At 45.1% G+C, this 25,242-nt stretch carries 19 protein-coding genes, 5 tRNA genes, 3 rRNA genes and 2 pseudogenes; 6 read left to right on the top strand and 23 right to left on the bottom strand.

The genetic code is table 11. The features are described from left to right. Positions 1-22: 22 nt before the first annotated feature. Together L1D22_RS16605 and L1D22_RS16600 are read left to right on the top strand one after the other, a co-directional pair. Positions 23-949 carry a D-2-hydroxyacid dehydrogenase gene (locus L1D22_RS16605; RefSeq protein ID WP_239830588.1) on the top strand — a complete coding sequence of 309 codons (927 nt, stop codon included), beginning with the start codon at positions 23-25 and terminating at the stop codon, positions 947-949. After that, positions 949-1,542: a uracil-DNA glycosylase family protein gene (locus L1D22_RS16600; protein ID WP_239830587.1), complete on the top strand. Its 594-nt coding sequence runs from the start codon at positions 949-951 to the stop codon at positions 1,540-1,542. The genes L1D22_RS16605 and L1D22_RS16600 overlap by 1 nt, the downstream gene beginning before the upstream one ends. A gap of 103 nt (positions 1,543-1,645) precedes the next feature. Here L1D22_RS16600 and hemE read toward each other — a convergent pair whose 3' ends face one another. After that, positions 1,646-2,713 carry a uroporphyrinogen decarboxylase gene (hemE, locus tag L1D22_RS16595; protein ID WP_017060530.1) on the bottom strand — a complete coding sequence of 356 codons (1,068 nt, stop codon included), beginning with the start codon at positions 2,711-2,713 and terminating at the stop codon, positions 1,646-1,648. A gap of 299 nt (positions 2,714-3,012) precedes the next feature. Next, positions 3,013-3,822, bottom strand: a complete 810-nt coding sequence (nudC, locus tag L1D22_RS16590; RefSeq protein ID WP_239830586.1) for an NAD(+) diphosphatase — start codon at positions 3,820-3,822, stop codon at positions 3,013-3,015. 165 nt (positions 3,823-3,987) lie between these two features. On the opposite strand from nudC, the gene rsd reads away from it, so the two are divergent. Continuing rightward, the gene (gene rsd, locus L1D22_RS16585) at positions 3,988-4,485 is read left to right on the top strand and encodes a sigma D regulator (protein WP_239830585.1); all 498 of its coding nucleotides are present in this window, start codon (positions 3,988-3,990) and stop codon (positions 4,483-4,485) included. A 280-nt stretch (positions 4,486-4,765) separates the two neighbouring features. Here the strand turns inward: rsd and rpoC are convergent, their stop codons facing one another. The 15 genes and pseudogenes from rpoC to L1D22_RS16510 all read right to left on the bottom strand — a co-directional run bounded on the left by rpoC (position 4,766) and on the right by L1D22_RS16510 (position 19,195). Beyond that, complete coding sequence (gene rpoC / locus L1D22_RS16580; RefSeq protein ID WP_239830584.1) at positions 4,766-8,968, bottom strand: DNA-directed RNA polymerase subunit beta'; 4,203 nt, start codon at positions 8,966-8,968, stop codon at positions 4,766-4,768. A gap of 91 nt (positions 8,969-9,059) precedes the next feature. Further along, on the bottom strand, positions 9,060-13,088 hold the full coding sequence (gene rpoB / locus L1D22_RS16575; protein ID WP_017631517.1) for a DNA-directed RNA polymerase subunit beta: 4,029 nt from the start codon (positions 13,086-13,088) through the stop codon (positions 9,060-9,062). A gap of 235 nt (positions 13,089-13,323) precedes the next feature. Beyond that, positions 13,324-13,692 carry a 50S ribosomal protein L7/L12 gene (rplL, locus tag L1D22_RS16570; RefSeq protein WP_017060525.1) on the bottom strand — a complete coding sequence of 123 codons (369 nt, stop codon included), beginning with the start codon at positions 13,690-13,692 and terminating at the stop codon, positions 13,324-13,326. A 57-nt stretch (positions 13,693-13,749) separates the two neighbouring features. Next, positions 13,750-14,244 carry a 50S ribosomal protein L10 gene (gene rplJ, locus L1D22_RS16565; RefSeq protein WP_017060524.1) on the bottom strand — a complete coding sequence of 165 codons (495 nt, stop codon included), beginning with the start codon at positions 14,242-14,244 and terminating at the stop codon, positions 13,750-13,752. A 250-nt stretch (positions 14,245-14,494) separates the two neighbouring features. After that, entirely contained in the window at positions 14,495-15,199 is a 705-nt protein-coding gene (gene rplA, locus L1D22_RS16560; RefSeq protein WP_239830583.1) for a 50S ribosomal protein L1, read from the bottom strand. A gap of 4 nt (positions 15,200-15,203) precedes the next feature. After that, on the bottom strand, positions 15,204-15,632 hold the full coding sequence (gene rplK, locus L1D22_RS16555) for a 50S ribosomal protein L11 (RefSeq protein WP_026084318.1): 429 nt from the start codon (positions 15,630-15,632) through the stop codon (positions 15,204-15,206). Positions 15,633-15,845: 213 nt separating this feature from the next. Beyond that, complete coding sequence (gene nusG, locus L1D22_RS16550) at positions 15,846-16,394, bottom strand: transcription termination/antitermination protein NusG (protein WP_010435556.1); 549 nt, start codon at positions 16,392-16,394, stop codon at positions 15,846-15,848. A gap of 13 nt (positions 16,395-16,407) precedes the next feature. Then, positions 16,408-16,785 (bottom strand): preprotein translocase subunit SecE, encoded by a 378-nt coding sequence (secE, locus tag L1D22_RS16545; protein ID WP_017631512.1) that lies wholly within the window; start codon positions 16,783-16,785, stop codon positions 16,408-16,410. Between the two features lie 223 nt (positions 16,786-17,008). Further along, on the bottom strand, positions 17,009-17,413 hold the full coding sequence (locus L1D22_RS16540) for an elongation factor Tu (protein ID WP_165901742.1): 405 nt from the start codon (positions 17,411-17,413) through the stop codon (positions 17,009-17,011). 1 nt (position 17,414) lies between these two features. Next, positions 17,415-18,230: pseudogene (locus tag L1D22_RS16535) on the bottom strand (elongation factor Tu); the annotation flags it as partial. Position 18,231: 1 nt separating this feature from the next. After that, positions 18,232-18,693, bottom strand: a pseudogene (locus L1D22_RS16530) (GTP-binding protein); the annotation flags it as partial. A gap of 94 nt (positions 18,694-18,787) precedes the next feature. Beyond that, positions 18,788-18,863: transfer RNA gene (locus L1D22_RS16525), tRNA-Thr, on the bottom strand. A gap of 13 nt (positions 18,864-18,876) precedes the next feature. Beyond that, a tRNA-Gly gene (locus L1D22_RS16520) sits at positions 18,877-18,951 on the bottom strand. Between the two features lie 39 nt (positions 18,952-18,990). Continuing rightward, positions 18,991-19,075 (bottom strand) — tRNA-Tyr (locus L1D22_RS16515). 44 nt (positions 19,076-19,119) lie between these two features. Beyond that, positions 19,120-19,195, bottom strand: a tRNA-Thr gene (locus tag L1D22_RS16510). Positions 19,196-19,405: 210 nt separating this feature from the next. On the opposite strand from L1D22_RS16510, the gene coaA reads away from it, so the two are divergent. Next, entirely contained in the window at positions 19,406-20,329 is a 924-nt protein-coding gene (gene coaA, locus L1D22_RS16505) for a type I pantothenate kinase (protein ID WP_048657856.1), read from the top strand. A gap of 7 nt (positions 20,330-20,336) precedes the next feature. On the opposite strand, the gene birA is transcribed toward coaA, so the two are convergent. After that, complete coding sequence (gene birA, locus L1D22_RS16500; RefSeq protein ID WP_239830582.1) at positions 20,337-21,302, bottom strand: bifunctional biotin--[acetyl-CoA-carboxylase] ligase/biotin operon repressor BirA; 966 nt, start codon at positions 21,300-21,302, stop codon at positions 20,337-20,339. Continuing rightward, a complete protein-coding gene (murB, locus tag L1D22_RS16495) occupies positions 21,299-22,345 on the bottom strand; it encodes a UDP-N-acetylmuramate dehydrogenase (RefSeq protein WP_239830581.1) in 1,047 nt (348 codons plus the stop codon). The genes birA and murB overlap by 4 nt, the downstream gene beginning before the upstream one ends. 66 nt (positions 22,346-22,411) lie before the next feature. On the opposite strand from murB, the gene L1D22_RS16490 reads away from it, so the two are divergent. Both L1D22_RS16490 and pssA read left to right on the top strand, forming a co-directional pair. Next, on the top strand, positions 22,412-22,843 hold the full coding sequence (locus L1D22_RS16490; RefSeq protein ID WP_239830580.1) for a GNAT family N-acetyltransferase: 432 nt from the start codon (positions 22,412-22,414) through the stop codon (positions 22,841-22,843). A gap of 91 nt (positions 22,844-22,934) precedes the next feature. Further along, the gene (gene pssA / locus L1D22_RS16485; RefSeq protein WP_239830579.1) at positions 22,935-24,275 is read left to right on the top strand and encodes a CDP-diacylglycerol--serine O-phosphatidyltransferase; all 1,341 of its coding nucleotides are present in this window, start codon (positions 22,935-22,937) and stop codon (positions 24,273-24,275) included. Positions 24,276-24,396: 121 nt separating this feature from the next. Here the strand turns inward: pssA and L1D22_RS16480 are convergent. From L1D22_RS16480 to L1D22_RS16465, 4 genes are all read right to left on the bottom strand, one after another. Beyond that, positions 24,397-24,473: transfer RNA gene (locus tag L1D22_RS16480), tRNA-Asp, on the bottom strand. Positions 24,474-24,540: 67 nt separating this feature from the next. Continuing rightward, positions 24,541-24,654 (bottom strand): 5S ribosomal RNA (gene rrf, locus L1D22_RS16475). 133 nt (positions 24,655-24,787) lie between these two features. Continuing rightward, positions 24,788-24,903: ribosomal RNA gene (gene rrf, locus L1D22_RS16470) — 5S ribosomal RNA — on the bottom strand. A gap of 122 nt (positions 24,904-25,025) precedes the next feature. After that, positions 25,026-25,242, bottom strand: a 23S ribosomal RNA gene (locus tag L1D22_RS16465); the annotation flags it as partial.

Raw genomic sequence — 25,242 nt, 5'->3', positions numbered from 1 at the left:
CCTGGGGGGAAAAGGTAAGCCGATGAACAATTTTACGAATAAGCTCTATATTCTTACTGAGCATGACGATACCTATACGCAACTGATTCTAAACCAGGATTTACCCGACTTAGAAATCACTCAAAACCCCGAGTTAGCTGAGATTGTATTAGCCTCGCCTCCCCTGATAGCCGATCGTCTTAACGAGTTTAAAACGCTTGATTGGGTACAAAGCACCTACGCTGGCATCAATAAGCTCACTCAACCAGAGCTTCGTCAGGATTACACGCTGACCAATGTCAAAGGTATCTTCGGCCCTGCTATCGCGGAGTACGTTTTAGGTTACGCAATCAGCCACTTTAGACACTTTCCTCATTACCACCAGCAACAACAGCAACGAAACTGGCAGCCTCAGCTTTATTCTAGCCTAACTGACAAAACCATGGTGATTCTAGGAACGGGGTCTATTGGTAGTCATTTAGCAAAAACCGCTGAAGCGTTTGGCATTCATACCATTGGCGTCAACCGCACAGGCATTCCATCAAAGCAAGAGACCTTCAAAGACACATTCCACATCAATGAGTTAGAAGCCGCCCTCAAGCAAGCAGATATTGTGGTCAATACCCTGCCATCGACATCTGAAACCCATCAACTACTTAATCAAACCACTCTCAGTTATTGTTCTAATGTGCTGCTGTTTAATGTCGGCAGAGGGGAAAGCTTAGACAACAAAGCCTTGCTGTTAGCGATTAAAAACCGATGGGTAGAACACGCATTTTTAGATGTATTTGAAAGCGAACCCCTTTCGCAAGACCACCCGTTCTGGAAACTCCCGCAAGTGACGATTACGCCACACATCGCTGCACTCAGTGAGCCAAGACAAGTGGTCGAGATCTTCGCAGAGAATTACAAACAATGGCGAGATGGTTTTACACTGAACCATGTCATTGATTTTGATAAAGGCTACTGATGCCCTCTTCGTTACTTAAAGAGATACGACAATGCACAGCGTGTGAGCCTCACCTTTCGCACGGTGCCAACCCTGTCATTCAAGCACATCCAAACGCGCGCTTGTTGATCATAGGCCAAGCGCCGGGCATCAAGGTGCATGAATCCTCCATCCCATGGAATGATGCCAGTGGTGAGCGATTAAGAGAGTGGCTAGGGATAGACAGCGATACTTTTTATGACAAACAAAAAGTCGCGATTGTGCCGATGGGGTTTTGTTACCCGGGGAAAGGAAAAAGTGGCGACCTCCCTCCAAGACCAGAATGTGCTGAGTTGTGGCATCAGAAAGTACTGCAATCACTACCCAATATCCAAATGACACTATTGATTGGTCAGTACGCGCAAAACTATTATTTAAAGGAAAGGACAACCAAAACACTGACTGAGACAGTCAAGAACTGGCAAGCTTGGGCACCGGAGTTTTTACCACTTCCCCACCCTTCACCACGCAATAATATCTGGCTCAAGAAGAACCCTTGGTTTGAGAGAGACGTCATTCCTTATATCCGAATGCACATCTCAGAGCATTTGGCCTACCATGATCCAAATGCTTAATTAACTGTACACTGTCGAAATTCAACGAATATTGAATGCTGATATGACGGCAACAAAAAAGCGCTGCGGGTTGCCCAGCAGCGCTCAATCATCTTACACAGAATTACTTATGGTAAGGCTTAGACAGTTCGTGAACAGCGTCAACGAACACACCAGCGTTTTCTGGCGGCACATCTAAGTGAATACCGTGGCCTAGGTTAAATACATGACCTGTACCACCGTCACCGAAGCCTTCAAGAATGCTACCTACTTCTTCACGAATACGTTCTGGTTGAGCATAAAGCATAGAAGGGTCCATGTTACCTTGCAGTGCCACTTTGTCGCCAATGCGAGCTTTCGCGTCTGCGATATTGATCGTCCAGTCTAGACCTACAGCATCACAGCCAGTTGCTGCGATAGACTCAAGCCACATGCCGCCATTCTTAGTGAACAGAGTAACTGGAACACGACGACCTTCGTTTTCACGGATTAGGCCATCAACGATTTTGTGCATGTACTGCAGTGAGAATAGGTTGTAATCACGAGGAGTCAATACACCACCCCATGTATCAAATACCATTACTGATTGAGCACCCGCTTTAATTTGCGCGTTTAGGTATTCAATCACACTGTCAGCCAGCTTATCTAGAAGCAGGTGCAGTGTTTGTGGTTCTGCGTACATCATCTTCTTGATCTTAGTGAACGCTTTAGAGCTTCCACCTTCAACCATGTATGTCGCTAGAGTCCATGGGCTACCAGAGAAACCAATCAGTGGCACTTCGCCTTTCAGGTCTTTACGGATCTGACGCACAGCGTTCATTACGTATTGAAGCTCACCTTCTGGATCAGGTAGGCCAATTTTCTCTACGTCAGCTTTACATGTGATAGGACGCTCGAACTTAGGACCTTCACCTGTTTCAAAGTACAAACCTAAGCCCATAGCATCAGGGATAGTTAGGATGTCTGAGAACAAGATTGCCGCATCAAGCGGGAAACGACGTAAAGGTTGAAGGGTTACTTCTGATGCAAGTTCCGCGTTTTTGCACAAAGACATGAAGTCGCCTGCTTCTGCACGCGTTGCTTTGTACTCTGGAAGATAGCGGCCAGCTTGGCGCATCATCCATACCGGTGTGTAATCAACAGGCTGTTTTAAAAGTGCGCGTAAATAGCGATCGTTTTTTAATTCGGTCATTCCGTTAAATTCCAATTCAATCTTGTCTAGTTTTAATGGCAAGTATTCTAACACTGATTGAGGGGTAAAAGCTGTGTGCTTTGCAACCTAGATCAAGTTATTAACTTTTAAATCAATGCTTAATTTGCACCCAATTAAGGGAGCATGTTAAAAATTTGTTCGCTAGCGAAAATTACAATTATAACACCTGAGTAGTCACTACTCAGCATCTCATAACGACATCTTACTTACCCCCTCCACTTGTGGAGGGTTTTTTTTAGCTTTTGACCACCCATAGGCCAAATACAATTGCAGGCCATTTAGTGCTCGAGTACCTGCTCAGTTACTTCGCCTTTCATCACGTCATCGACTGTTTTCTCAATCAATTGTCTCGCAATGGTACCAACCGGAGCCACGTCAGGTAGAGCCGTCACATCAAACCACTGTGCATCGGATAGCTCGCTGTAATCAGGCTTGAGGGTACCACCCGCATAATCAGCCAGAAAGGCCATCATCATGCTCGATGGAAAAGCCCATGGCTGACTGCCAAAGTAACGAATATTACCCACATCGATGCCCGTTTCTTCTTTGACTTCACGCGCCACACACTGCTCTAAGGTCTCTCCAACCTCTAGGAAGCCCGCTATCACGGTATACATGCCCGTTTTATGTCTTGGGTGTTGTGCCAGCAATATCTTGTTGTCGTTTCGCACAGCGACAATGATGCACGGGAAGATGCGAGGATAATGAAGAGTTCTACAGTCACCACACTGCATCGCCACCTGATTGTGATTCAGGTGATTACGACCACCGCACTGCGGGCAGAAACGCATACTTTGGGTCATATGGCCATATTGGATGGCTTTACTTGCAGTAAGAAAGCTCGATTCAGGCCAGTGCAATAACTCTCTTAGGTTGACCATCGTCAGCTCACGCTCAACATCACAGTCGTTCAACCAATACACCTTACGCCCCTGATGTTGGCCAATACAAATCGCATGCTCAACACTCAGCTCTAGCTCTTCAGCAGAGCCAAACGGAAACTGATCATTATTAACCCAAATATCACTACCAGAAACGACGCACCAATAAGCTTGATCTGTCATTTTGTTATCACTTTTTTTTAACATCCCTATGCCTCATTGCTTGCAGTTCGTTCATTTTACTGGCAATCTAATTTCATACTAGAGTTGTAGCAGAGAATATTTCAAGCTATTACTTTTAGTAGCTACCAATAAAACGGACCCTGCTTAGGCAATTACTTGATCACAAGGTTGTGATCAGATCATGAGGACATGGTCATGCTAAATAAATTCAAACAAATACAAGAACAATGGGGTGGCTCTAATGAGGTCATCGATCATTGGCTCGAAACTCGACAAGCTCTCATCGTCGAATATTGTAAGCTAGGTGCCTTGCAGCCAGCTAGCAACGGGCAATCAAACGTTGTTGAACTCCCTTCTCCTAAAGAAATAAGCTCATTCTGCGATCATGTTGTCGATTATATCTCAGAGGGTCATTTTAAGATCTACGATATGGTCATGAAAAAATGGCAAGCAACAGGCTTTAAAACCAATGACGAGATTGATACAACTTACGCGAAGATCGTACTCACAACCGAGCCGCTTCTAGAGTTCAATGATAAGTACGTTAAAGTAAATGCAGACGATGAGTTGCCTAACTTCGAAGAAGATATGTCAAAAATAGGTGAACTACTCGAAGTACGTTTTGAAGTAGAAGATCATCTTATCCAGCTTATTGCAGACAGTTTAGCGATTCCACCAGGCGCTTAGTTAGCTGAATCCTTAATAAGCTTGCCTCTGTGCAAGCTTTTTGTTTTGCCTATAACTCTCCTAACCACTCAGCTCTATTAAAGCCTAAGTACCACCAGCAAACTGCTAATCCGTCCCCTCGACTCATCCACGATTATCCTCTTTCCATCAATGCTCGTGATTCACCGGCTAGCGTCAGTAAAAACACGCCTAAACTCACATACCAATAACCCAAACGCCAGATACAAAAAAGGCACCCGAAGGTGCCTTTTTCTTATCTCTTAGAGACTACTCGTAGAGCTTACTCTTCTGAAGAGAAACCAGCATTTAGAAGTGCTGCTAGATTGTCAGTAGCTTGTTCAGCTGAAGGACCTTCTTGCTCTTCTTCACGCTTAGCTTGACGCTCTTGGTGGTATGCGAAACCAGTACCAGCTGGGATCAGACGACCAACAATTACGTTCTCTTTCAGACCGCGAAGGTCATCACGCTTACCAGAAACCGCAGCTTCTGTTAGTACGCGAGTCGTTTCTTGGAACGATGCAGCTGAGATGAATGACTCAGTTGCAAGAGATGCTTTAGTAATACCTAGTAGATCACGTTCGAAACGTACTAGTTCTTTACCTTCAGCTTCTAGCTTACGGTTAGCAATCTTAACATTGTGGTACTCAACTTGTTCGCCAGGTAGGAACTGAGAGTCACCAGAATGAGTGATTGTACACTTACGTAGCATTTGACGAACGATAGTCTCAATGTGCTTATCGTTAATCTTAACGCCTTGTAAGCGGTAAACTTCTTGAACTTCGTTCGCGATGTACTGAGTTACTGCGTGGATACCACGTAGACGCAGGATATCGTGTGGAGTTTCAGGACCATCGGCGATTACATCACCACGCTCAATCTTCTCACCTTCGAACACGTTCAATTGACGATGTTTAGGAATCATCTCTTCGTAAGTGTCACCACCTTCACGAGTGATTACTAGACGACGCTTACCTTTCGTTTCTTTACCGAAAGACACAGTACCTGTGTGCTCAGCAAGGATCGCAGGCTCTTTAGGCTTACGAGCTTCGAATAGGTCTGCTACGCGTGGTAGACCACCGGTGATATCTTTGTTACCGCCAGATTTCTGAGGGATACGAGATAGTGTGTCACCGATGCCAACTTCAGCGCCATCTTCAATGTTTACAATCGCTTTACCAGGTAGGAAATAGTGAGCTGGCATATCAGTACCAGGGATCATTACATCGTTACCTTGCTCGTCAACAAGTTTGATAGCTGGACGCATATCTTTACCTGCTGCTGGACGAGCTGCTGCATCTGTAACTTCAGAAGAAGAAAGACCAGTTAGATCATCCGTTTGACGAGAAACAGTTACACCATCGATCATATCAACGAACTGGATGCGACCTGCCACTTCAGTGATGATTGGCATAGTGTGCGCTTCCCAGTTAGCTACAACTTCACCAGCTTCCACTGCGTCGTTGTCCGCTTTGCTCAGTACCGAACCGTAAGGAAGTTTGTGCTTCTCTTTAGTACGACCGAACTCATCAATAATCGTCATCTCAGATGCACGAGAAGTGATAACTAGCTTCTTGTCTTTGTTGATTACGAACTTAGCGTTGTGAAGTTTCACAGTACCAGTTGTCTTAGCTTGGATGCTGTTCTCTGCTGCTGCAGTAGATGCCGCACCACCGATGTGGAACGTACGCATCGTTAGCTGTGTACCCGGCTCACCGATAGATTGTGCAGCGATAACACCAACTGCTTCACCTTGGTTCACTAGGTGACCACGTGCTAGGTCACGACCGTAACACTGTGCACAACAACCGAAGTCTGCATCACAGGTAACAACAGAGCGCACTTTCATGCTATCTACTGAGTTGTCTTCCATGATTTGACACCACTTCTCATCAATCAGAGTATTACGTGGAATCAGTACATCTTCAGTACCAGGCTTAAGAACATCTTCAGCTACTACACGACCTAGAGCAAGCTCAGAAAGTGCAACTTTAACGTCACCACCTTCGATGTGAGGCATCATGTCGATACCTTCATGCGTACCACAGTCATGTTCGTGTACTACAACGTCTTGAGCAACGTCTACTAGACGACGAGTTAGGTAACCCGAGTTTGCTGTTTTCAGTGCTGTATCCGCAAGACCCTTACGAGCACCGTGCGTTGAGATAAAGTACTGAAGGACGTTTAGACCTTCTTTAAAGTTCGCAGTGATCGGCGTTTCGATGATTGAACCATCTGGACGCGCCATCAGACCACGCATACCCGCTAGCTGACGAATCTGAGCTGCAGAACCACGTGCGCCCGAGTCGGCCATCATGTAGATGCTGTTGAACGATTCTTGCTGTTCTTCTTCACCGTCACGGTTGATAACTGTTTCAGAAGATAGGTTATCCATCATTGCTTTCGCAACGCGGTCATTCGTAGATGCCCAGATATCGATAACTTTGTTGTAACGCTCACCCGCAGTAACAAGACCAGATTGGAATTGCTCTTGGATTTCACGAACTTCTTCTTCAGCAGATTCAATTTCATCGTATTTCGCTTGAGGTACAACCATATCGTCGATACCTACAGAAACACCAGAAAGTGCCGCGTATGCAAAACCTGCGTACATGATTTGGTCAGCGAATACTACTGTGTCCTTAAGACCAAGCTTACGGTACGCTTCGTTAAGAAGGGTAGAAATTTGCTTCTTACCTAACTTTTGGTTAACGATGCTGTACGGTAGGCCAGCTGGAACGATTTGCCATAGCATTGCACGGCCGACAGTTGTATCAACCATCTTCGTTTCAGTAGTGCTGTTACCATCTTCGTCTACTACGGTCTCAGTGATACGAACTTTAACGCGAGCGTGTAGCTCAGCAGTCTTAGTACGGTATGCCTTCTCAGCCTCTTCAGGGCCAGCAAGGTACATACCTTCGCCTTTCACGTTGATCTTTTCACGAGTCATGTAGTAAAGACCCAATACAACGTCCTGAGAAGGTACGATGATCGGATCACCTGACGCTGGCGACAGAATGTTATTCGTCGACATCATCAGTGTACGAGCTTCAAGCTGTGCTTCTAGAGTTAGAGGCACGTGTACCGCCATTTGGTCACCATCGAAGTCGGCGTTGTATGCCGCACACACTAGTGGGTGAAGCTGAATCGCTTTACCTTCGATTAGTACTGGTTCAAACGCTTGGATACCTAGACGGTGAAGTGTAGGTGCACGGTTAAGCAGTACTGGGTGTTCACGGATAACTTCGTCTAGGATATCCCAAACGATAGCTTCTTCGCGCTCTACCATCTTCTTAGCAGCTTTGATTGTCGTAGCCATGCCACGAGTTTCTAGCTTGCTGTAGATGAACGGCTTAAATAGCTCAAGTGCCATCTTCTTAGGAAGACCACACTGATGTAGACGAAGGTATGGACCTACTGTGATTACAGAACGGCCAGAGTAGTCTACACGTTTACCTAGAAGGTTTTGACGGAAACGACCTTGTTTACCCTTGATCATATCAGCAAGAGATTTCAGAGGACGCTTGTTCGAACCTGTAATCGCACGACCGCGACGACCGTTATCTAGAAGTGCATCAACAGACTCTTGCAGCATACGCTTTTCGTTACGTACGATGATGTCCGGAGCAGCTAGCTCTAGAAGACGCTTCAAACGGTTGTTACGGTTAATAACACGACGGTAAAGGTCGTTCAGATCAGAAGTCGCAAAACGACCGCCATCTAGTGGTACTAGAGGACGTAGATCTGGCGGTAGCACTGGAAGTACAGTCAGGATCATCCATTGTGGGTCGTTGCCCGATTGGATGAACGCTTCAACTAGCTTCAAACGCTTAGTAACTTTTTTACGCTTAGTTTCAGAGTTAGTTGTTTCCAACTCTTCGCGCATTTCTTCCACTTCTTGATGAAGGTCCATTGTTGCAAGCAGATCTTTGATCGCTTCAGCACCCATCTTAGCAGTGAATTCGTCACCCCACTCTTCTAGACGATCCAGATACTCTTCTTCAGTAAGCATCTGAGATTTTTCTAGATCAGTCATACCTGGTTCAGTTACTACGTACATTTCGAAGTAAAGAACACGTTCGATATCACGTAGAGGGATATCCATTAGTAGACCGATACGAGACGGCAGTGATTTTAGGAACCAGATGTGAGCAACTGGAGAAGCTAGCTCGATGTGGCCCATACGGTCACGACGAACTTTAGTCTGTGTAACTTCAACGCCACACTTCTCACAGATAACACCACGGTGCTTCAGGCGCTTGTATTTACCACAAAGACATTCGTAGTCTTTAACTGGACCAAAAATACGCGCACAGAACAGACCATCACGTTCAGGTTTGAACGTACGATAGTTAATTGTTTCCGGTTTCTTAACTTCACCAAAAGACCACGAACGGATCATGTCTGGTGAAGATAGACCGATTTTGATTGCATCAAATTCTTCGGTCTTATGCTGTGCTTTTAGAAAGTTTAATAAGTCTTTCACATTCAGCTCCTGTAAGGAGTTAAAGGAGCTCGCTACTGCAGCGGGCTCCCTTTTACCAAATAATCCTATCTTCTTTTAAAAAGAGGAGGGATTACTCTTCGTCTTCTAGCTCGATGTTGATACCTAGCGAGCGAATCTCTTTCAACAGTACGTTGAACGACTCAGGCATACCAGGTTCCATGCTATGGTTACCATCTACGATGTTCTTATACATCTTAGTACGGCCGTTAACGTCATCCGACTTAACTGTTAGCATTTCTTGTAGAGTATATGCAGCACCGTATGCTTCTAGTGCCCATACTTCCATCTCACCGAAACGCTGACCACCGAACTGAGCTTTACCACCAAGTGGTTGCTGAGTTACTAGGCTGTAAGAACCAGTAGAACGAGCGTGCATCTTGTCATCAACCAAGTGGTTCAGTTTCAGCATGTACATGTAACCTACAGTTACAGGACGCTCAAACGAATCACCAGTACGACCATCAAACAGTTTAAGCTGACCAGATTCTGGCAGATCACCCAGTTTAAGTAGTTCTTTGATTAATGTCTCAGAAGCACCGTCGAACACAGGAGTAGCAATCGGTAGACCGCCACGTAGGTTCTTGATCAGTGTACGAACTTGATCATCAGACAGTTCAGCAATATCAACTTTCTGACGAGTATCACCAAGATCATAAACCTTCTGTAGGAACTCACGGAACTTATGCAGTTCTTGTTGTTCCTTAACCATTTGGTTGATCTTGTCACCGATACCTTTCGCAGCCAAACCTAAGTGAACTTCTAGGATCTGACCGATGTTCATACGCGATGGTACACCCAGCGGGTTAAGTACGATGTCTACAGGTTGACCTTTCTCATCGTATGGCATGTCTTCAACAGGGTTAATCTTAGAGATTACACCTTTGTTACCGTGACGACCGGCCATCTTATCACCAGGCTGGATACGACGTTTAACCGCTAGGTAAACTTTAACAATCTTAAGAACGCCAGGCGCTAGATCATCACCTTGAGTGATTTTACGACGCTTAGTTTCAAACTTCTTATCGAAGTCTGCTTTTAGCTCATCCCACTGCTCAGCAAGTTGCTCAAGCTGTGTTTGTAGCGCATCGTCTTCTAGAACTTGCTCTAGCCATTGCTTACGACCGATAGTATCAAGCTTAGCTTCAGAGTAACCACCAGACAGAAGTACAGCTTTAACACGGTTAAGAAGGCCACCCTCAAGAATTTGGAACTCTTCCGTTAGGTCTTTCTTAGCTTCTTTAAGCTGCATCTGTTCGATTTCAAGTGCACGCTTGTCTTTCTCTACGCCATCGCGAGTGAAGACTTGTACATCGATGATAGTACCCGAAACAGAGTTTGGTACACGTAGAGAAGTATCTTTAACATCAGATGCTTTCTCACCGAAGATAGCACGTAGTAGCTTCTCTTCAGGAGTCAGTTGAGTTTCACCTTTAGGTGTTACTTTACCAACTAGGATGTCGCCACCCTTAACTTCAGCACCAATGTAAACGATACCTGACTCGTCTAGTTTAGACAGAGCAGACTCACCTACGTTTGGAATATCAGCTGTGATCTCTTCAGAGCCCAGCTTAGTATCACGAGCCACACAAGATAGTTCTTGAATGTGGATAGTCGTGAAACGGTCTTCTTGAACTACGCGCTCAGATACTAAGATCGAGTCTTCGAAGTTGTAACCATTCCAAGGCATGAACGCGATACGCATGTTTTGGCCAAGAGCTAGTTCACCAAGGTCTGTTGAAGGACCGTCAGCAAGAACGTCGCCGCGTGCAACTGGTTCGCCAGGAAGTACAGTTGGACGTTGGTTGATACATGTGTTTTGGTTCGAACGCGTGTACTTAGTTAGGTTGTAGATATCGATACCAGCTTCGCCAGGTACCAACTCATCTTCGTTAACCTTAACTACGATACGAGAAGCGTCTACAGACTGAACTTGACCACCACGTTTAGCAACAGCTGTAACACCAGAGTCAACTGCGATGTTACGTTCAATACCAGTACCTACTAGAGGCTTATCAGCCTTAAGTGTTGGTACAGCTTGACGTTGCATGTTCGCACCCATCAATGCACGGTTCGCATCATCGTGTTCTAGGAACGGGATAAGCGAAGCAGCGATAGATACTACTTGGTTTGTCGCAACGTCCATGTAGTCAACGTGATCACGAGGGTGAAGACCAGATTCACCTTTTTGACGAGCTGTGATTAGCTCATCTGCAAACGTACCTTCTTCTGTAAGAACGGTGTTTGCCTGCGCGATTACGAATTGACCTTCCTGGATTGCAGACAGGTAATCAACTTCTTCTGTTACTACACCATCTACTACACGACGGTACGGAGTTTCTAGGAAACCGTAATCGTTACAACGTGCAAACGCAGATAGCGAGTTAATTAGACCGATGTTTGGACCTTCAGGCGTTTCGATCGGACATAGACGACCGTAGTGAGTTACGTGAACGTCACGTACTTCGAAGCCTGCGCGCTCACGAGTAAGACCACCAGGACCTAAAGCAGAGATACGACGCTTGTGCGTAACTTCTGACAATGGGTTGTTTTGGTCCATGAACTGTGAAAGCTGTGAAGAGCCAAAGAATTCTTTAACTGCAGCAGAGATCGGCTTAGCGTTGATAAGATCTTGAGGCATGATTGCATCAAGGTCACCAAGGCTTAGACGCTCTTTAACGGCACGTTCTACACGAACTAGACCAACACGGAATTGGTTTTCTGCCATTTCACCTACAGAACGGATACGACGGTTGCCAAGGTGGTCGATATCGTCCACTTCACCAATACCGTTACGGATACCAATCAGTTTCTTCATCACTTCGATGATGTCTGATTCATCCAGAGTACCGCGCTCTTCTTCTTCTTCACGCTCGATAGAGCTGTTGAACTTCATACGGCCTACAGTTGATAGGTCGTAACGTTCTTCAGAGAAGAATAGGCTTTCGAATAGAGATTCTGCAGCTTCTTTCGTTGGTGGCTCGCCAGGACGCATCATGCGGTAGATTTCTACCAATGCTGAGATGCGATCTACTGTGCTATCTGCACGTAGAGTGTCTGACATGAATGGACCGTGATCTAGGTCATTCGTGAACAGAGTTTGTAGAGCCTTGTGGCCTGCTTGAGACAGGTTAGCAAGTGCTTCTAGGCTAATCTCTTGGTTCGCGCCAACGATGATCTCGCCAGTTGCTTCATTGATGTAATCTTTAGATGCAACTTTACCAACGATGTACTCTACTGGTACTTCGATGTGCTCAACGCCATCTTTTTCAAGTTGACGGATATGGCGAGCAGTAACACGACGACCAGTCTCAACGTAAGTTTTGCCGTTTGCTTCGATGTCGAATGACGCAGTTTCACCACGTAGACGATCAGGAACCAACTCCATAAGAAGAGTTTGGTCTTTCACTTCGAAGTTCACTTTGTCGAAGAACAGATCAAGGATCTCTTCAGTCGATTTACCAAGTGCACGAAGAATAATCGATGCTGGTAGCTTACGACGACGGTCGATACGTACGAATAAGTTATCCTTAGGATCGAACTCAAAGTCTAACCATGAGCCACGGTAAGGAATTACACGTGCGTTATAAAGAACTTTACCTGATGAGTGGGTCTTACCCTTATCACTGTCGAAGAACACGCCTGGGCTTCGGTGCAGCTGGGATACGATAACCCTCTCGGTACCATTAATTACGAAAGTACCATTGTCTGTCATAAGCGGAATTTCGCCCATGTAGACTTCTTGTTCTTTAATGTCTTTTACAGTACCTGCTGGTGCATCTCGATCAAAGATAACTAGACGTAGTTTTACGCGTAGTGGCTTTGAGTAAGTAACACCGCGGATTTGACATTCTTTAACGTCAAAAACTGGCTCACCAAGACGGTAGCTAACGTATTGCAGCTCAGAATTGCCGTTGTAGCTCTGAATTGGAAATACAGAACGGAAAGCAGCTTCAAGACCGTATTGACCTTCTGGATCCTGTTCGATGAATTTGTCGAAAGAATCAAGCTGGATCGATAACAGGTATGGAATGTCCAAAACTTGTGGACGAGTACCAAAATCCTTACGGATGCGCTTTTTCTCGGTATAAGAGTAAACCATGGGGTTCCTCAGCTCGCTGATAAGTGACCCAAACCACCCAAAACACTCTTCAGAGGGGGTGGTGACAAACAGCTGTTTAGTGGTAGTGAACAATCATTTCGAAAAAATGACTGTTTTTTTGCTCGGATTATGACGGTTAAACAGCGGAAATTTCGTCATAGCCCTACAGCGCAAAAAGGCCGGTGGTTAATAAACCACCAGCCATTAGCCTTGCGGCTATGAAATTAAGTAATAATTACTTGATTTCAACAGAAGCGCCAGCTTCTTCTAGCTGTGCTTTAAGAGCTTCAGCTTCAGCTTTGTCAACGCCTTCTTTAAGCGCTGCAGGAGCTGAGTCTACAAGACCTTTAGCTTCTTTAAGACCTAGGCCAGTTGCGCCACGTACAGCTTTGATAACTTGTACTTTGTTAGCGCCAGCAGCAGTTAGGATTACGTCGAATTCGGTTTGCTCAGCAGCAGCGTCGCCGCCAGCTGCGCCACCAGCTACAACTGCAGCTGCAGCTGAAACGCCGAATTTCTCTTCCATAGCTTCGATAAGCTCAACAACTTGCATTACAGACATTTCTGCAACTGCGTCTAGGATTTGCTCGTTAGTAATAGACATAACAATTCTCTTTTAAGTCAACAATAAGTTTAATTTGCAACCAGTGAAAAGCAAGGCTTAAGCCGCTGCTTCTTCTTTTTGGTCACGTAGTGCAGCGATAGTACGAACCAGCTTGCCAGCAGAAGCTTCTTTCATGCACATCATTAGGCGTGCGATAGCTTCGTCGTAAGTTGGTAGTGTCGCTAGTACTTCAGCATCAGTAACTGCGCCTTCAAATGCAGCAGCTTTGATCTCGAAATCTTTGTTCTCTTTAGCGAAGTCTTTGAAAAGACGCGCTGCAGCACCTGGGTGCTCGTTAGAGAACGCGATCAGAGTTGGACCAGTGAAAGTGTCTACTAGACACTCGTAGTCTGTACCCTGAACCGCACGGCGTGCTAGTGTATTACGAACAACTTTCATGTAAACACCCGCTTCGCGAGCTTGTTTACGTAGAGAAGTCATTGCGCCAACTTCAACGCCACGAGAATCAGCTACAACTGCAGAAAGTGCACCACTGGCAGCTTCGTTGACTTCAGCAACAATTGCTTTTTTGTCTTGAAGATTTAAAGCCATTTGGATTAACCTCTGGTTGTGATTACAGCACCCAATACAAAATGTATTGAGCGTTTACGATGTTATTTAAAAATGAATAAATCCACTTCAAACCACAACATCGCCTACGTAGGTTTTATTAAGCTATCAATAATCTAATGAAAATCGACAGCGCCTACGGTCTTGGGATAGATGATTTCAAATTGCTTTAAAACCACCCAACCACAAATATTAGGCGCAGAAGTATACACTAAATCTGCGCCTAAGCAAATTAGTTTGCTTGAGTATCAAGACTAGCTTGATCAACAGCAACACCAGCACCCATCGTAGTAGAGATGCTTACTTTCTTCAGGTAAGTACCCTTAGCTGAAGAAGGCTTAGCTTTCTTAAGAGCAACTAGAAGTGCTTCTAGGTTCTCTTGAAGCTGGTTAGCTCCGAAAGATGCTTTACCGATAGTAGTGTGGATGATGCCGTTCTTGTCGTTACGGTAACGAACCTGACCAGCTTTAGCGTTCTTAACCGCTTCAGCAACGTTAGGAGTTACAGTACCCACTTTAGGGTTTGGCATAAGGCCGCGTGGACCTAGGATTGTACCTAGTTGACCAACAACACGCATTGCATCTGGAGAAGCAACAACTACGTCGAAGTTCATTTCGCCTTTTTTCACTTGCTCAGCAAGATCTTCCATACCAACGATATCTGCGCCAGCAGCTTTAGCAGCTTCTGCGTTTGCACCTTGAGTGAAAACAGCAACGCGGATGTCACGGCCAGTACCGTGAGGTAGCACAGTTGCGCCACGAACGTTTTGGTCAGATTTACGAGCATCGATGCCTAGGTTAACAGCAACGTCTACAGACTCAACGAATTTAGCAGTAGCTAGTTCTTTAAGAAGAGCAACAGCTTCGTTGATTTCGTATTCTTTAGTTGAGTCAACTTTGTCGCGGATTACGCGCATACGCTTAGTAAGTTTTGCCATGATCTTATCCCTCTACCACTAGGCCCATTGAACGAGCAGTACCAGCAATAGAACGCTTCATTGCTTCGATGTCAGCACCAGTCATATCAGCAGCTTTAGTTTCTGCGATTTCTTGGATTTGAGCGTCAGTTACTGTGCCCACTTTTTCAGTGTTTGGACGACCAGAACCAGACTTAACGCCAGCAGCTTTCTTAAGAAGAACAGCAGCAGGTGGAGTCTTAGTTACGAACGTGAAAGAACGGTCGTTGTAAACAGTAATAACTACTGGAGTAGGTAGACCTTTCTCAACAGATTCTGTTTTTGCGTTGAACGCTTTACAGAATTCCATGATGTTCACGCCGTGTTGACCTAGAGCAGGACCAACCGGTGGACTTGGGTTTGCCATACCAGCTGCAACTTGCAGTTTGATATAAGCTTCAACTTTCTTAGCCATGATATTTCCTAATATTTGGGTACATGCGCCAGCCGTAAGGCGAGCTCCCCATAATTTCAATTAACTCTTTTTTACTTCCGCAGAAGCAAAAAGGCGCGAAATTATAATCATAATTCGCGCCTTTAACAACCCTAAAAAGGTGGTTTTTTATACTCTTTAATTTTGAACAGCTTATGAACTATTTATCCACAACTTGCTCAAAAGGTAAGAGTATTAGTCCAGTTTTTCAACCTGACCAAATTCAAGCTCAACCGGTGTTGCACGACCAAAGATCGATACAGATACCTTAATGCGGCTTTTCTCGTAATCTACTTCTTCAACAGTACCGTTGAAGTCAGCAAATGGACCATCGTTAACACGAACCACTTCACCCGCTTCGAACATTGTCTTAGGACGTGGAGACTCGCTCGCTTTCTCTAGACGGTTCAAGATAGCATCAGCTTCTTTATCAGTGATTGGTGCAGGACGATCAGAGGTACCACCAATGAAGCCCATAACACGCGGAATGCTGCGTACTAAGTGCCATGATTCATCATTCATGATCATTTGAACTAATACGTAGCCAGGGAAGAATTTACGTTCACTTTTACGACGTTGGCCTGCACGCATTTCCACTACTTCTTCAGTAGGTACTAGCACATCGCCAAATAGTTCTTCCATGTTGTGCATTTTAATATGCTCGCGTAGCGACTGTGCAACACGACCTTCAAAGCCAGAAAAGGCTTGAACTACATACCAACGTTTTTTTGGAGCTTCACTCATGAATCAGAACCCTCTACACCCCAGTTGCTAGAGAAACTAGACGGACCATAATGCCGTCAATTCCCCAAAGCACTAGAGACATAACAATACATACAGCTAAAACGATCAATGTAGTTTGCATAGTTTCTTGGCGAGTAGGCCAAACCACTTTACGAATCTCCATACGAGATTCTTTTGCAAAATCGATCGCAGCTTTACCTTTAGTTGTTGTTGCTGCAACGCCTAGTGCGGCAGCAATCAGCACAACTACACCTGCAGCGCGAATTACAACAGACAATTCACCATACAGGTAATTACCCACAACAGCAGCAGCCAACAGAACAAAAGCGACAATCCACTTCATTGTATCTGCTGCGCTTGAGCTATCAGGAGTTTCAGCGTTTGCTTTCATAAAACCAACCTGTGATAAGTCTTAAATATAGACGACAATAACCCCGCTGTTGCAGGGCACATTCCTTTGCGTTGCAAAACAACACATCTAACAGTCATTTTAGTCAAAAAGACCGTTTAATTCTTTGCTAAGAGCCGAAATTGATGTCAAATCGCTCAACTCTTTTTTCAGCGCAGAAAAAGGGCATCAAATGATGCCCTTTTTACTAGTGGTTCGTCAAATCTTATGCAAAGATTTTAGCTACAACACCAGCACCAACTGTACGGCCACCTTCGCGGATTGCGAAACGTAGACCTTCGTCCATTGCGATTGGAGCGATTAGCTCAACAGTCATTTGAACGTTGTCACCTGGCATTACCATTTCTACGCCTTCTGGTAGAGTGATGTCGCCTGTTACGTCAGTTGTACGGAAGTAGAACTGTGGACGGTAGCCTTTGAAGAAAGGAGTGTGACGGCCGCCTTCGTCTTTAGAAAGTACGTATACTTCAGACTCAAACTTAGTGTGTGGGTTGATAGAACCTTTCGCAGAAAGTACTTGACCACGTTCAACGTCATCACGCTTAGTACCACGTAGAAGTGCACCAACGTTCTCACCTGCACGACCTTCGTCAAGCAGTTTACGGAACATTTCAACACCAGTACAAGTAGTAAGAGTAGTCTCTTTGATACCAACGATTTCTNCCTTTGAAGAAAGGAGTGTGACGGCCGCCTTCGTCTTTAGAAAGTACGTATACTTCAGACTCAAACTTAGTGTGTGGGTTGATAGAACCTTTCGCAGAAAGTACTTGACCACGTTCAACGTCATCACGCTTAGTACCACGTAGAAGTGCACCAACGTTCTCACCTGCACGACCTTCGTCAAGCAGTTTACGGAACATTTCAACACCAGTACAAGTAGTAAGAGTAGTCTCTTTGATACCAACGATTTCTACTTCGTCACCTACACGTAGGATACCGCGCTCGATACGACCAGTTACAACTGTACCACGACCTTGAATTGAGAATACGTCTTCAATTGGTAGTAGGAACGGTTGGTCTACTGCACGCTCTGGCTCAGGGATGTAAGAATCTAGTGCTTCTGCAAGCTCAACGATCTTGTCTTCCCACTGCTTCTCGCCGTTTAGTGCGCCAAGTGCAGAACCTTGGATAACTGGTAGATCATCACCTGGGAAGTCGTACTCAGAAAGAAGTTCACGAACTTCCATTTCTACTAGCTCAAGTAGCTCTTCGTCATCAACCATGTCACATTTGTTCATGAATACGATGATGTAAGGGATACCAACTTGACGACCAAGTAGGATGTGCTCACGAGTTTGAGGCATAGGGCCGTCAGTCGCAGCAACAACTAGGATACCGCCGTCCATTTGTGCAGCACCAGTGATCATGTTTTTAACATAATCCGCGTGTCCTGGACAGTCTACGTGTGCGTAGTGACGTGCTGGAGTNAACTTCCATTTCTACTAGCTCAAGTAGCTCTTCGTCATCAACCATGTCACATTTGTTCATGAATACGATGATGTAAGGGATACCAACTTGACGACCAAGTAGGATGTGCTCACGAGTTTGAGGCATAGGGCCGTCAGTCGCAGCAACAACTAGGATACCGCCGTCCATTTGTGCAGCACCAGTGATCATGTTTTTAACATAATCCGCGTGTCCTGGACAGTCTACGTGTGCGTAGTGACGTGCTGGAGTATCGTACTCAACGTGAGAAGTTGCGATTGTGATACCGCGCTCGCGCTCTTCTGGAGCGTTATCGATAGATGCGAAATCTTTAGCAACACCGCCGTACACTTTTGCAAGTGTAGTACAGATAGCAGCAGTTAGAGTTGTTTTACCGTGGTCAACGTGGCCGATAGTACCAACGTTTACGTGCGGTTTCGTACGTTCAAATTTTTCTTTAGACATGGGGTGTCCCTCTAGGTACGGATTAGGTGGCTTAAAATAAGACCACGCAACCAAAAAAATGGTTTTCTTTATTAAAGGAGAAGAAGCTTTAGACTGGTGCTAATACCCAGAGTCGAACTGGGGACCTCACCCTTACCAAGGGTGCGCTCTACCGACTGAGCTATATCAGCACACAAAATGAGTTGGAGCGTGCAGCGGGAATCGAACCCGCATCATCAGCTTGGAAGGCTGAGGTAATAGCCATTATACGATGCACGCAACACGTAACTCTGTTTGAGCTATTTAACCTTTAGAATATGGTGGAGAGGGACGGATTCGAACCATCGAAGGCAGTGCCAACAGATTTACAGTCTGCTCCCTTTGGCCACTCGGGAACCTCTCCAAATTTTGAGCTTTCTCTCGCTTGCCTTAAAGTAAGGGAGAAAGTGGTGCCGACTACCGGAATCGAACTGGTGACCTACTGATTACAAGTCAGTTGCTCTACCTACTGAGCTAAGTCGGCACAAGTGGGGCGCATTTTATTGAATGATTTTCCACCTTGCAATAGTAAATTGAAAAAAAGTGCAAAATTCTCTTACCAAACTCCTACATACGGCAATTTAGCTCAAGGTTTCTATCTTTAACCCGCATCTAGCACAGGAAGATATTTTATTTATCTATCGCTTGATGTATTTTCCATGCACTTGTTTTGTTATCCACTATAGAGTTTTGTATGAGCCCATTTATGTCATTTGACCGCGAACGCTGGTCTGAGCTAAGGAATTTAGTTCCGATGACACTTTCTGAAAGCGACTTAAAAGAGCTTCAAGGCATCAATGAAAAACTCACAATGGAAGAGGCTGTGGAGATCTATCTACCGCTTTCTCGCCTATTGAATCTCTATGTAGCAGCCAGACAAAACAGAAACTCGGTACTTCATGAGTTCCTAGATAAGAAAGAGAAAGCACCACCTTTTATCATCGGTATTGCTGGTAGTGTTGCGGTTGGTAAGAGTACGACTGCACGACTGCTTAAAGCCCTACTCTCGCGTTGGGAAAACCATCCAAAAGTTGAGCTAGTGACAACTGACGGTTTCTTATATCCAAATGAGGTGTTGGAAGAGAAAGGGTTGATGAGTAAGAAAGGCTTCCCTGAGTCTTACGACATCAAGCGTCTAGTGAATTTTGTCTCGGATGTTAAAGCGTGCAAACGAAATGTCACCGCACCGGTATACTCACACCTAACTTACAACATTACTGATGATGTTAAGTGTGTCGACCTACCCGATGTGCTTATTATTGAAGGGCTGAATGTTTTACAGAGTGGCATGAACTACCCACACGAACCGCATCGTGTGTTTATTTCAGACTTCCTTGATTTCTCACTCTATGTTGATGCTGACAGCCAGCAGATCAAAGAGTGGTACATCAATCGTTTTATGAAGTTTCGCGATGGCGCGTTTACCAAGCCTGGCTCGTATTTTAGCCATTACACTAAATTATCGAATCAAGCGGCACTGGACAAAGCGGAAGGTATCTGGAGTTCAATCAATGGCTTGAACCTTGAACAAAATATCCTTCCGACAAGAGAACGAGCACATCTGATCCTACGAAAAGGCGCAGACCACATGGTTGAAGAAGTGTTACTCAGAAAATAGTAACGCCTTAATCCCCTTTTCGTAGCGATATTTCGCCACCAATATAACTCTCGATGCCATTCTCAGTTTTGAGTAGCACAGCCCCTTGTTCATCGATACCTTGAACAACACCTTCAATTTCTCTAGGTCCAATAATCAACCTAACATTGCGACCTAAGAAATTATCTAAGCGATTCCAACGTTCTACGAAGTTAGACATCCCTTTCAATTCATAATCCACAAGAGACTTGTCCCAAGCATTAATCAGAGCCTGTGCTAATTGGTTGCGATCAGGCACCTTCCCGTCACACACTTCTTTAAGTGAAGTCCACGGTTGACCAATACCTGATGTTGTTGGGTCCATAGATAGATTTAGTCCTAAACCAATCACAATATGAGCTGCGCCACCTGACTGTCCAGAGAGCTCGACCAAGATGCCCGCGAGCTTCTTGTCATTGTGGTATAGATCATTCGGCCACTTAAGCTTGATGCCTTCAACGCCCATCTCTTCTAAAGCCTCTACAACGGCTACGCCAACCACAAGGCTTAAGCCCATTGCAGCAGCCATACCAGCGTCAAGTCTCCAGTACATTGAAAGGTACAGGTTAGCACCAAATGGCGATATCCACTCTCTTCCACGACGCCCGCGGCCAGCAGCTTGATATTCAGCAATACAAACCGAACCAGACTCAAGAGTATTCGTGCGCTCTAACAAGTGTTGATTAGTAGAGCCAATGATTGGGATCAGCTCAATCGAAGCGTCAGGGCTCGGAGCTGACAATTTATCTTGGTCAAGCATTTCCAACTGGTTAGCCAACTTGTAGCCCTTGCCTTGCACTCGATAGATATCCAATCCCCACTCTTGAATCCCTTTAATGTGCTTACTGATAGCTGCTCTTGATACGCCTATCATCTCACCAAGGTCTTCTCCGGAATGAAACTCACCATCGGAAAGGCATTTTAGTAGTGCTAGCTTGGTACTGTGTTCCCTCATGCTAATGCCTCCAAAGCTCTATCTAGGCTTGTCTCGCTATCTCTCCCCATAAAGCGGACTTCGTGTTCCAGCTGAATATCGAACTTGTTCAGGACAGATTGACGAACTCGGTCAGCAAGCTTAAGGATATCGATAGCTGAAGCTTGATCATAATTAATAATAACCAGTGCTTGGTTTGGGTGAACTTGAGCGCCGCCTTCAGTAACACCTTTAAACTGGCATTGATCAATCAGCCACCCTGCAGCAACTTTGATCATATCGTTACTCTCGTAACCAACGATGTTTGGATACTGAGCTAACAGGCGATCAAAATGATCTTTGGTGATCACCGGGTTTTTGAAAAAGCTTCCAGCATTGCCCTGTTTCGAAGGGTCTGGCAGTTTGCTCGAACGAATAGCACATACTTCATTGAATATCGTGCTAGGGGAAAGTGTTTCTGCTGGCAGACTTTTAAGTGGGCCGTAATGGTTACATGGCTTCCACTCTTTCGGCAGTGTTAAACCAATCGCGACAACAATCGCTTTGCCATAAAGCGCGTGTTTAAAAATGGAATCTCGGTAACCAAAGAGACACTCTTCTTTGCTTAATCGCTTAACTGTATAAGTATCCAGACAGAGAATATCGACGTATTCACAGACGTCTTGCAGCTCAACGCCGTACGCACCAATATTCTGAATAGGCGCAGAACCTGAGCACCCCGGTATCATTGCAAGGTTTTCTAAACCGCCAAGCCCTTTATCAACACTCCACTTAACCAAACTAGGCCAATCCTCACCACCATTAACATGTAGATGGTGATGACTCTCTGTCTCGGTTAACGTAATACCGGCTAACTGGTTCACAATAATCAAGCCTGCAAAGTGCTCAGTAAAAAGCATATTACTGCCCTTACCCAGTATTAACTTAGGCAAAGTTGACCATTTAGGGTCTTGATAAACCGTAATCAGTTCTTCGATAGTCGTGACTTCAACCAACGCATCACATGTCTGGTCGATGGAAAAAGTATGAACGTTTTTTAAACTAGCATTGAGATGGAATTGCATGACGATATTCAATTAACTTACACTGCAGCCATTCTACAGCAGATAAACCAGTGGCGCAGTGACTGAATGAACAATGTCATCATTACCCAATTAGACCCAGTAAAGGTTCCCCTCGTAAAACGTTTCTACAAGGAACATTATCCAACGGGGAAAGCCAATAAGAGTGAGCTTATCTATTCATTGCTGATGGATAACGAGCTTTGTGGTGTAGTGCGTTTTCGGACGATAGAAAATGCTCGCTTACTTACCGGAATGGCTATATCAAAAGAACACCGTGGTAAGCAATTAGGCTCTCAGCTTATGGATTATTGTGCTCAGCATACACTGACGGAAAACGACTACTGCTTTGCATACGCTCACCTCACCAGCTTTTACTCACGACATCAGTTCGTACAGATCGCTACAAAACAGCTACCCAATGGCTTAAGAGTTTTATACGAGCGCTATTCGAATAGCGGAAAAGATCTCATTCCTATGCATTATCAGCAAAATTGTTAGAGAATGCCTCGATTATCTAGTATTTGGGTCAATCCCTTTGGTAAAATTAAAGGTTCGCAATTTTGCATATTTTTAAGGTAAAACAGTCAATATGATTGCCAGTAGGAATCCATTCATACAGTTGCCAACCATAGCGCAGAATCCTGACAAGTTTGAAGTACTACTATCAGCGCAAGAGTTTCGAACTCGCTTACTTGATGAGATATCTCGCGCAACGACTCGTATTAGTTTAGTCGCTTTGTACCTTGAAGATGATGAGGCTGGCCGTGAAATCCTAACTGCCTTATATGAAGCAAAGCAAAAGAATCCAGAACTAGACGTGAGTGTATGTGTCGATTGGCACAGAGCGCAACGTGGATTGATTGGCGCAGAGTCCTCTGAAGGCAACGCGGCAATGTATAAAGAGTTTGCTGAAAAGTATCAGCACTCTGTTCCTGTCTACGGCATCCCTGTTCGCGGTAAAGAAGTCTTTGGCGTATTGCACCTAAAAGGCTTTATCGTCGATGACAGTGTGATATACAGCGGTGCAAGCCTTAACAATATTTACCTGAATTACCATGACCGCTATCGCTTTGATCGCTACCATGTTTTAAACAATGCAGCACTTGCTGACTCTATGTTTACCTACGTGCACGAGCAAATGATCTCAGACAGCGCCGTTTACGACTTGGCAGATAAGAACAAGCCAGTAACCAAAGAATTGAAACCAGCGATTCGCCAGTTCCGAGCTTCACTAGCACGATCTCAATACCAATTCGATGGTCAGGATGTTTCATCAGAGCAAGTAGCCGTAACGCCATTAGTTGGTATTGGAAAACGACGTAACCGTCTGAATCAAGGCATCAATCAACTTGTCGCTCAAGCTAAAGATGAAATCTTTATCTGTACACCTTACTTCAACTTCCCACCTAGCCTAGCTAAAGAAGTGAAGAAAGCACTTAAGCGTGGTGTAAAAGTCAGTATTGTTGTCGGCGATAAAACAGCGAACGATTTCTTTATCTCACCAGAAGAAGAGTTTAAAACGATCGGTGGCTTGCCATACCTTTACGAATTGAACTTGCGCCGTTTCGCTAAAGCCAATGAAGCTAACATTGCCAGCCGCAATCTATCGATTCGACTTTGGCAACACGATTCTAATAGCTTCCACCTGAAGGGTATCTGGGTCGATAAGCGTTATATGCTCCTAACAGGCAATAACCTAAACCCTCGTGCATGGAAACTCGATCTAGAGAACGGTATCTTTATCCAAGATCACTACCATCACCTAACTGATAAGTTCCAAGCTGAAGTAGACAACATTCTTCAACACACTCAGCTTATCTGTACTTATAAGCAATTAGATAAAGTAGACAGCTATCCAACGGAAGTTCAGAAGCTGATTCGCAAGATCACTCGCGTCAAAGCAGACAGAGTACTTAAACAGATTCTATAGCGAATAGTTTCAATCAACGCCTAGCAAACGCTAGGCGTTTTTGTATCTACGAGATAGCGACTTAGTTGTCAAACTCCAAACGTAAAAAAGCCCAAGTCTTTCGACTTGGGCTTAGTATAAGTGGCGGAGTGGACGGGACTCGAACCCGCGACCCCCGGCGTGACAGGCCGGTATTCTAACCAACTGAACTACCACTCCGCAGTGGTCAACTCACTAAGTGAGCGTCCATATCTCCAGGTCGGTCAACCTAAAGATTTAATTTAAAGCCTGGCGATGTCCTACTCTCACATGGGGAAGCCCCACACTACCATCGGCGCTATTGTGTTTCACTTCTGAGTTCGGCATGGAATCAGGTGGGTCCACAANAGTGGCGGAGTGGACGGGACTCGAACCCGCGACCCCCGGCGTGACAGGCCGGTATTCTAACCAACTGAACTACCACTCCGCAGTGGTCAACTCACTAAGTGAGCGTCCATATCTCCAGGTCGGTCAACCTAAAGATTTAATTTAAAGCCTGGCGATGTCCTACTCTCACATGGGGAAGCCCCACACTACCATCGGCGCTATTGTGTTTCACTTCTGAGTTCGGCATGGAATCAGGTGGGTCCACAATGCYATGGTCGCCAAGCAAATTTTGTTTAATTGACGCGTTAGCGGCAATTAATAATTCGGAAAACTGATTTAAAAGTTATKTCTCWTCAAACTCATTCAAGGTCTCTCTTTGAGTCCACAAAACCCCTTGGGTGTTGTATGGTTAAGCCTCACGGGCAATTAGTACAGGTTAGCTCAATGCCTCGCAGCACTTACACACCCTGCCTATCAACGTTCTAGTCTTGAACAACCCTTTAGGACGCTTAAAGCGTCAGGGAAAACTCATCTCAGGGCTCGCTTCCCGCTTAGATGCTTTCAGCGGTTATCGATTCCGAACTTAGCTACCGGGCAATGCCATTGGCATGACAACCCGAAC

This window comes from Vibrio sp. Isolate34, assembly GCF_022397915.1.
Lineage (GTDB): Bacteria > Pseudomonadota > Gammaproteobacteria > Enterobacterales > Vibrionaceae > Vibrio.
This window is presented reverse-complemented; position numbering and strand designations above follow the sequence as displayed.

Bases quoted from the DNA above. Each gene is read 5' to 3' on its own strand.
- rplA (WP_239830583.1), bottom strand. From the start codon at position 15,199: ATGGCAAAACTTACTAAGCGTATGCGCGTAATCCGCGACAAAGTTGAC.
- rplK (WP_026084318.1), bottom strand. From the start codon at position 15,632: ATGGCTAAGAAAGTTGAAGCTTATATCAAACTGCAAGTTGCAGCTGGT.
- birA (WP_239830582.1), bottom strand. From the start codon at position 21,302: ATGAGGGAACACAGTACCAAGCTAGCACTACTAAAATGCCTTTCCGAT.
- rplL (WP_017060525.1), bottom strand. From the start codon at position 13,692: ATGTCTATTACTAACGAGCAAATCCTAGACGCAGTTGCAGAAATGTCT.
- rpoB (WP_017631517.1), bottom strand. From the start codon at position 13,088: ATGGTTTACTCTTATACCGAGAAAAAGCGCATCCGTAAGGATTTTGGT.
- coaA (WP_048657856.1), top strand. From the start codon at position 19,406: ATGAGCCCATTTATGTCATTTGACCGCGAACGCTGGTCTGAGCTAAGG.
- nusG (WP_010435556.1), bottom strand. From the start codon at position 16,394: ATGAGTGAAGCTCCAAAAAAACGTTGGTATGTAGTTCAAGCCTTTTCT.
- murB (WP_239830581.1), bottom strand. From the start codon at position 22,345: ATGCAATTCCATCTCAATGCTAGTTTAAAAAACGTTCATACTTTTTCC.
- L1D22_RS16490 (WP_239830580.1), top strand. From the start codon at position 22,412: ATGAACAATGTCATCATTACCCAATTAGACCCAGTAAAGGTTCCCCTC.
- rsd (WP_239830585.1), top strand. From the start codon at position 3,988: ATGGTCATGCTAAATAAATTCAAACAAATACAAGAACAATGGGGTGGC.
- pssA (WP_239830579.1), top strand. From the start codon at position 22,935: ATGATTGCCAGTAGGAATCCATTCATACAGTTGCCAACCATAGCGCAG.
- nudC (WP_239830586.1), bottom strand. From the start codon at position 3,822: ATGTTAAAAAAAAGTGATAACAAAATGACAGATCAAGCTTATTGGTGC.
- L1D22_RS16605 (WP_239830588.1), top strand. From the start codon at position 23: ATGAACAATTTTACGAATAAGCTCTATATTCTTACTGAGCATGACGAT.
- L1D22_RS16540 (WP_165901742.1), bottom strand. From the start codon at position 17,413: ATGTTCCGTAAACTGCTTGACGAAGGTCGTGCAGGTGAGAACGTTGGT.
- L1D22_RS16600 (WP_239830587.1), top strand. From the start codon at position 949: ATGCCCTCTTCGTTACTTAAAGAGATACGACAATGCACAGCGTGTGAG.
- secE (WP_017631512.1), bottom strand. From the start codon at position 16,785: ATGAAAGCAAACGCTGAAACTCCTGATAGCTCAAGCGCAGCAGATACA.
- hemE (WP_017060530.1), bottom strand. From the start codon at position 2,713: ATGACCGAATTAAAAAACGATCGCTATTTACGCGCACTTTTAAAACAG.
- rplJ (WP_017060524.1), bottom strand. From the start codon at position 14,244: ATGGCTTTAAATCTTCAAGACAAAAAAGCAATTGTTGCTGAAGTCAAC.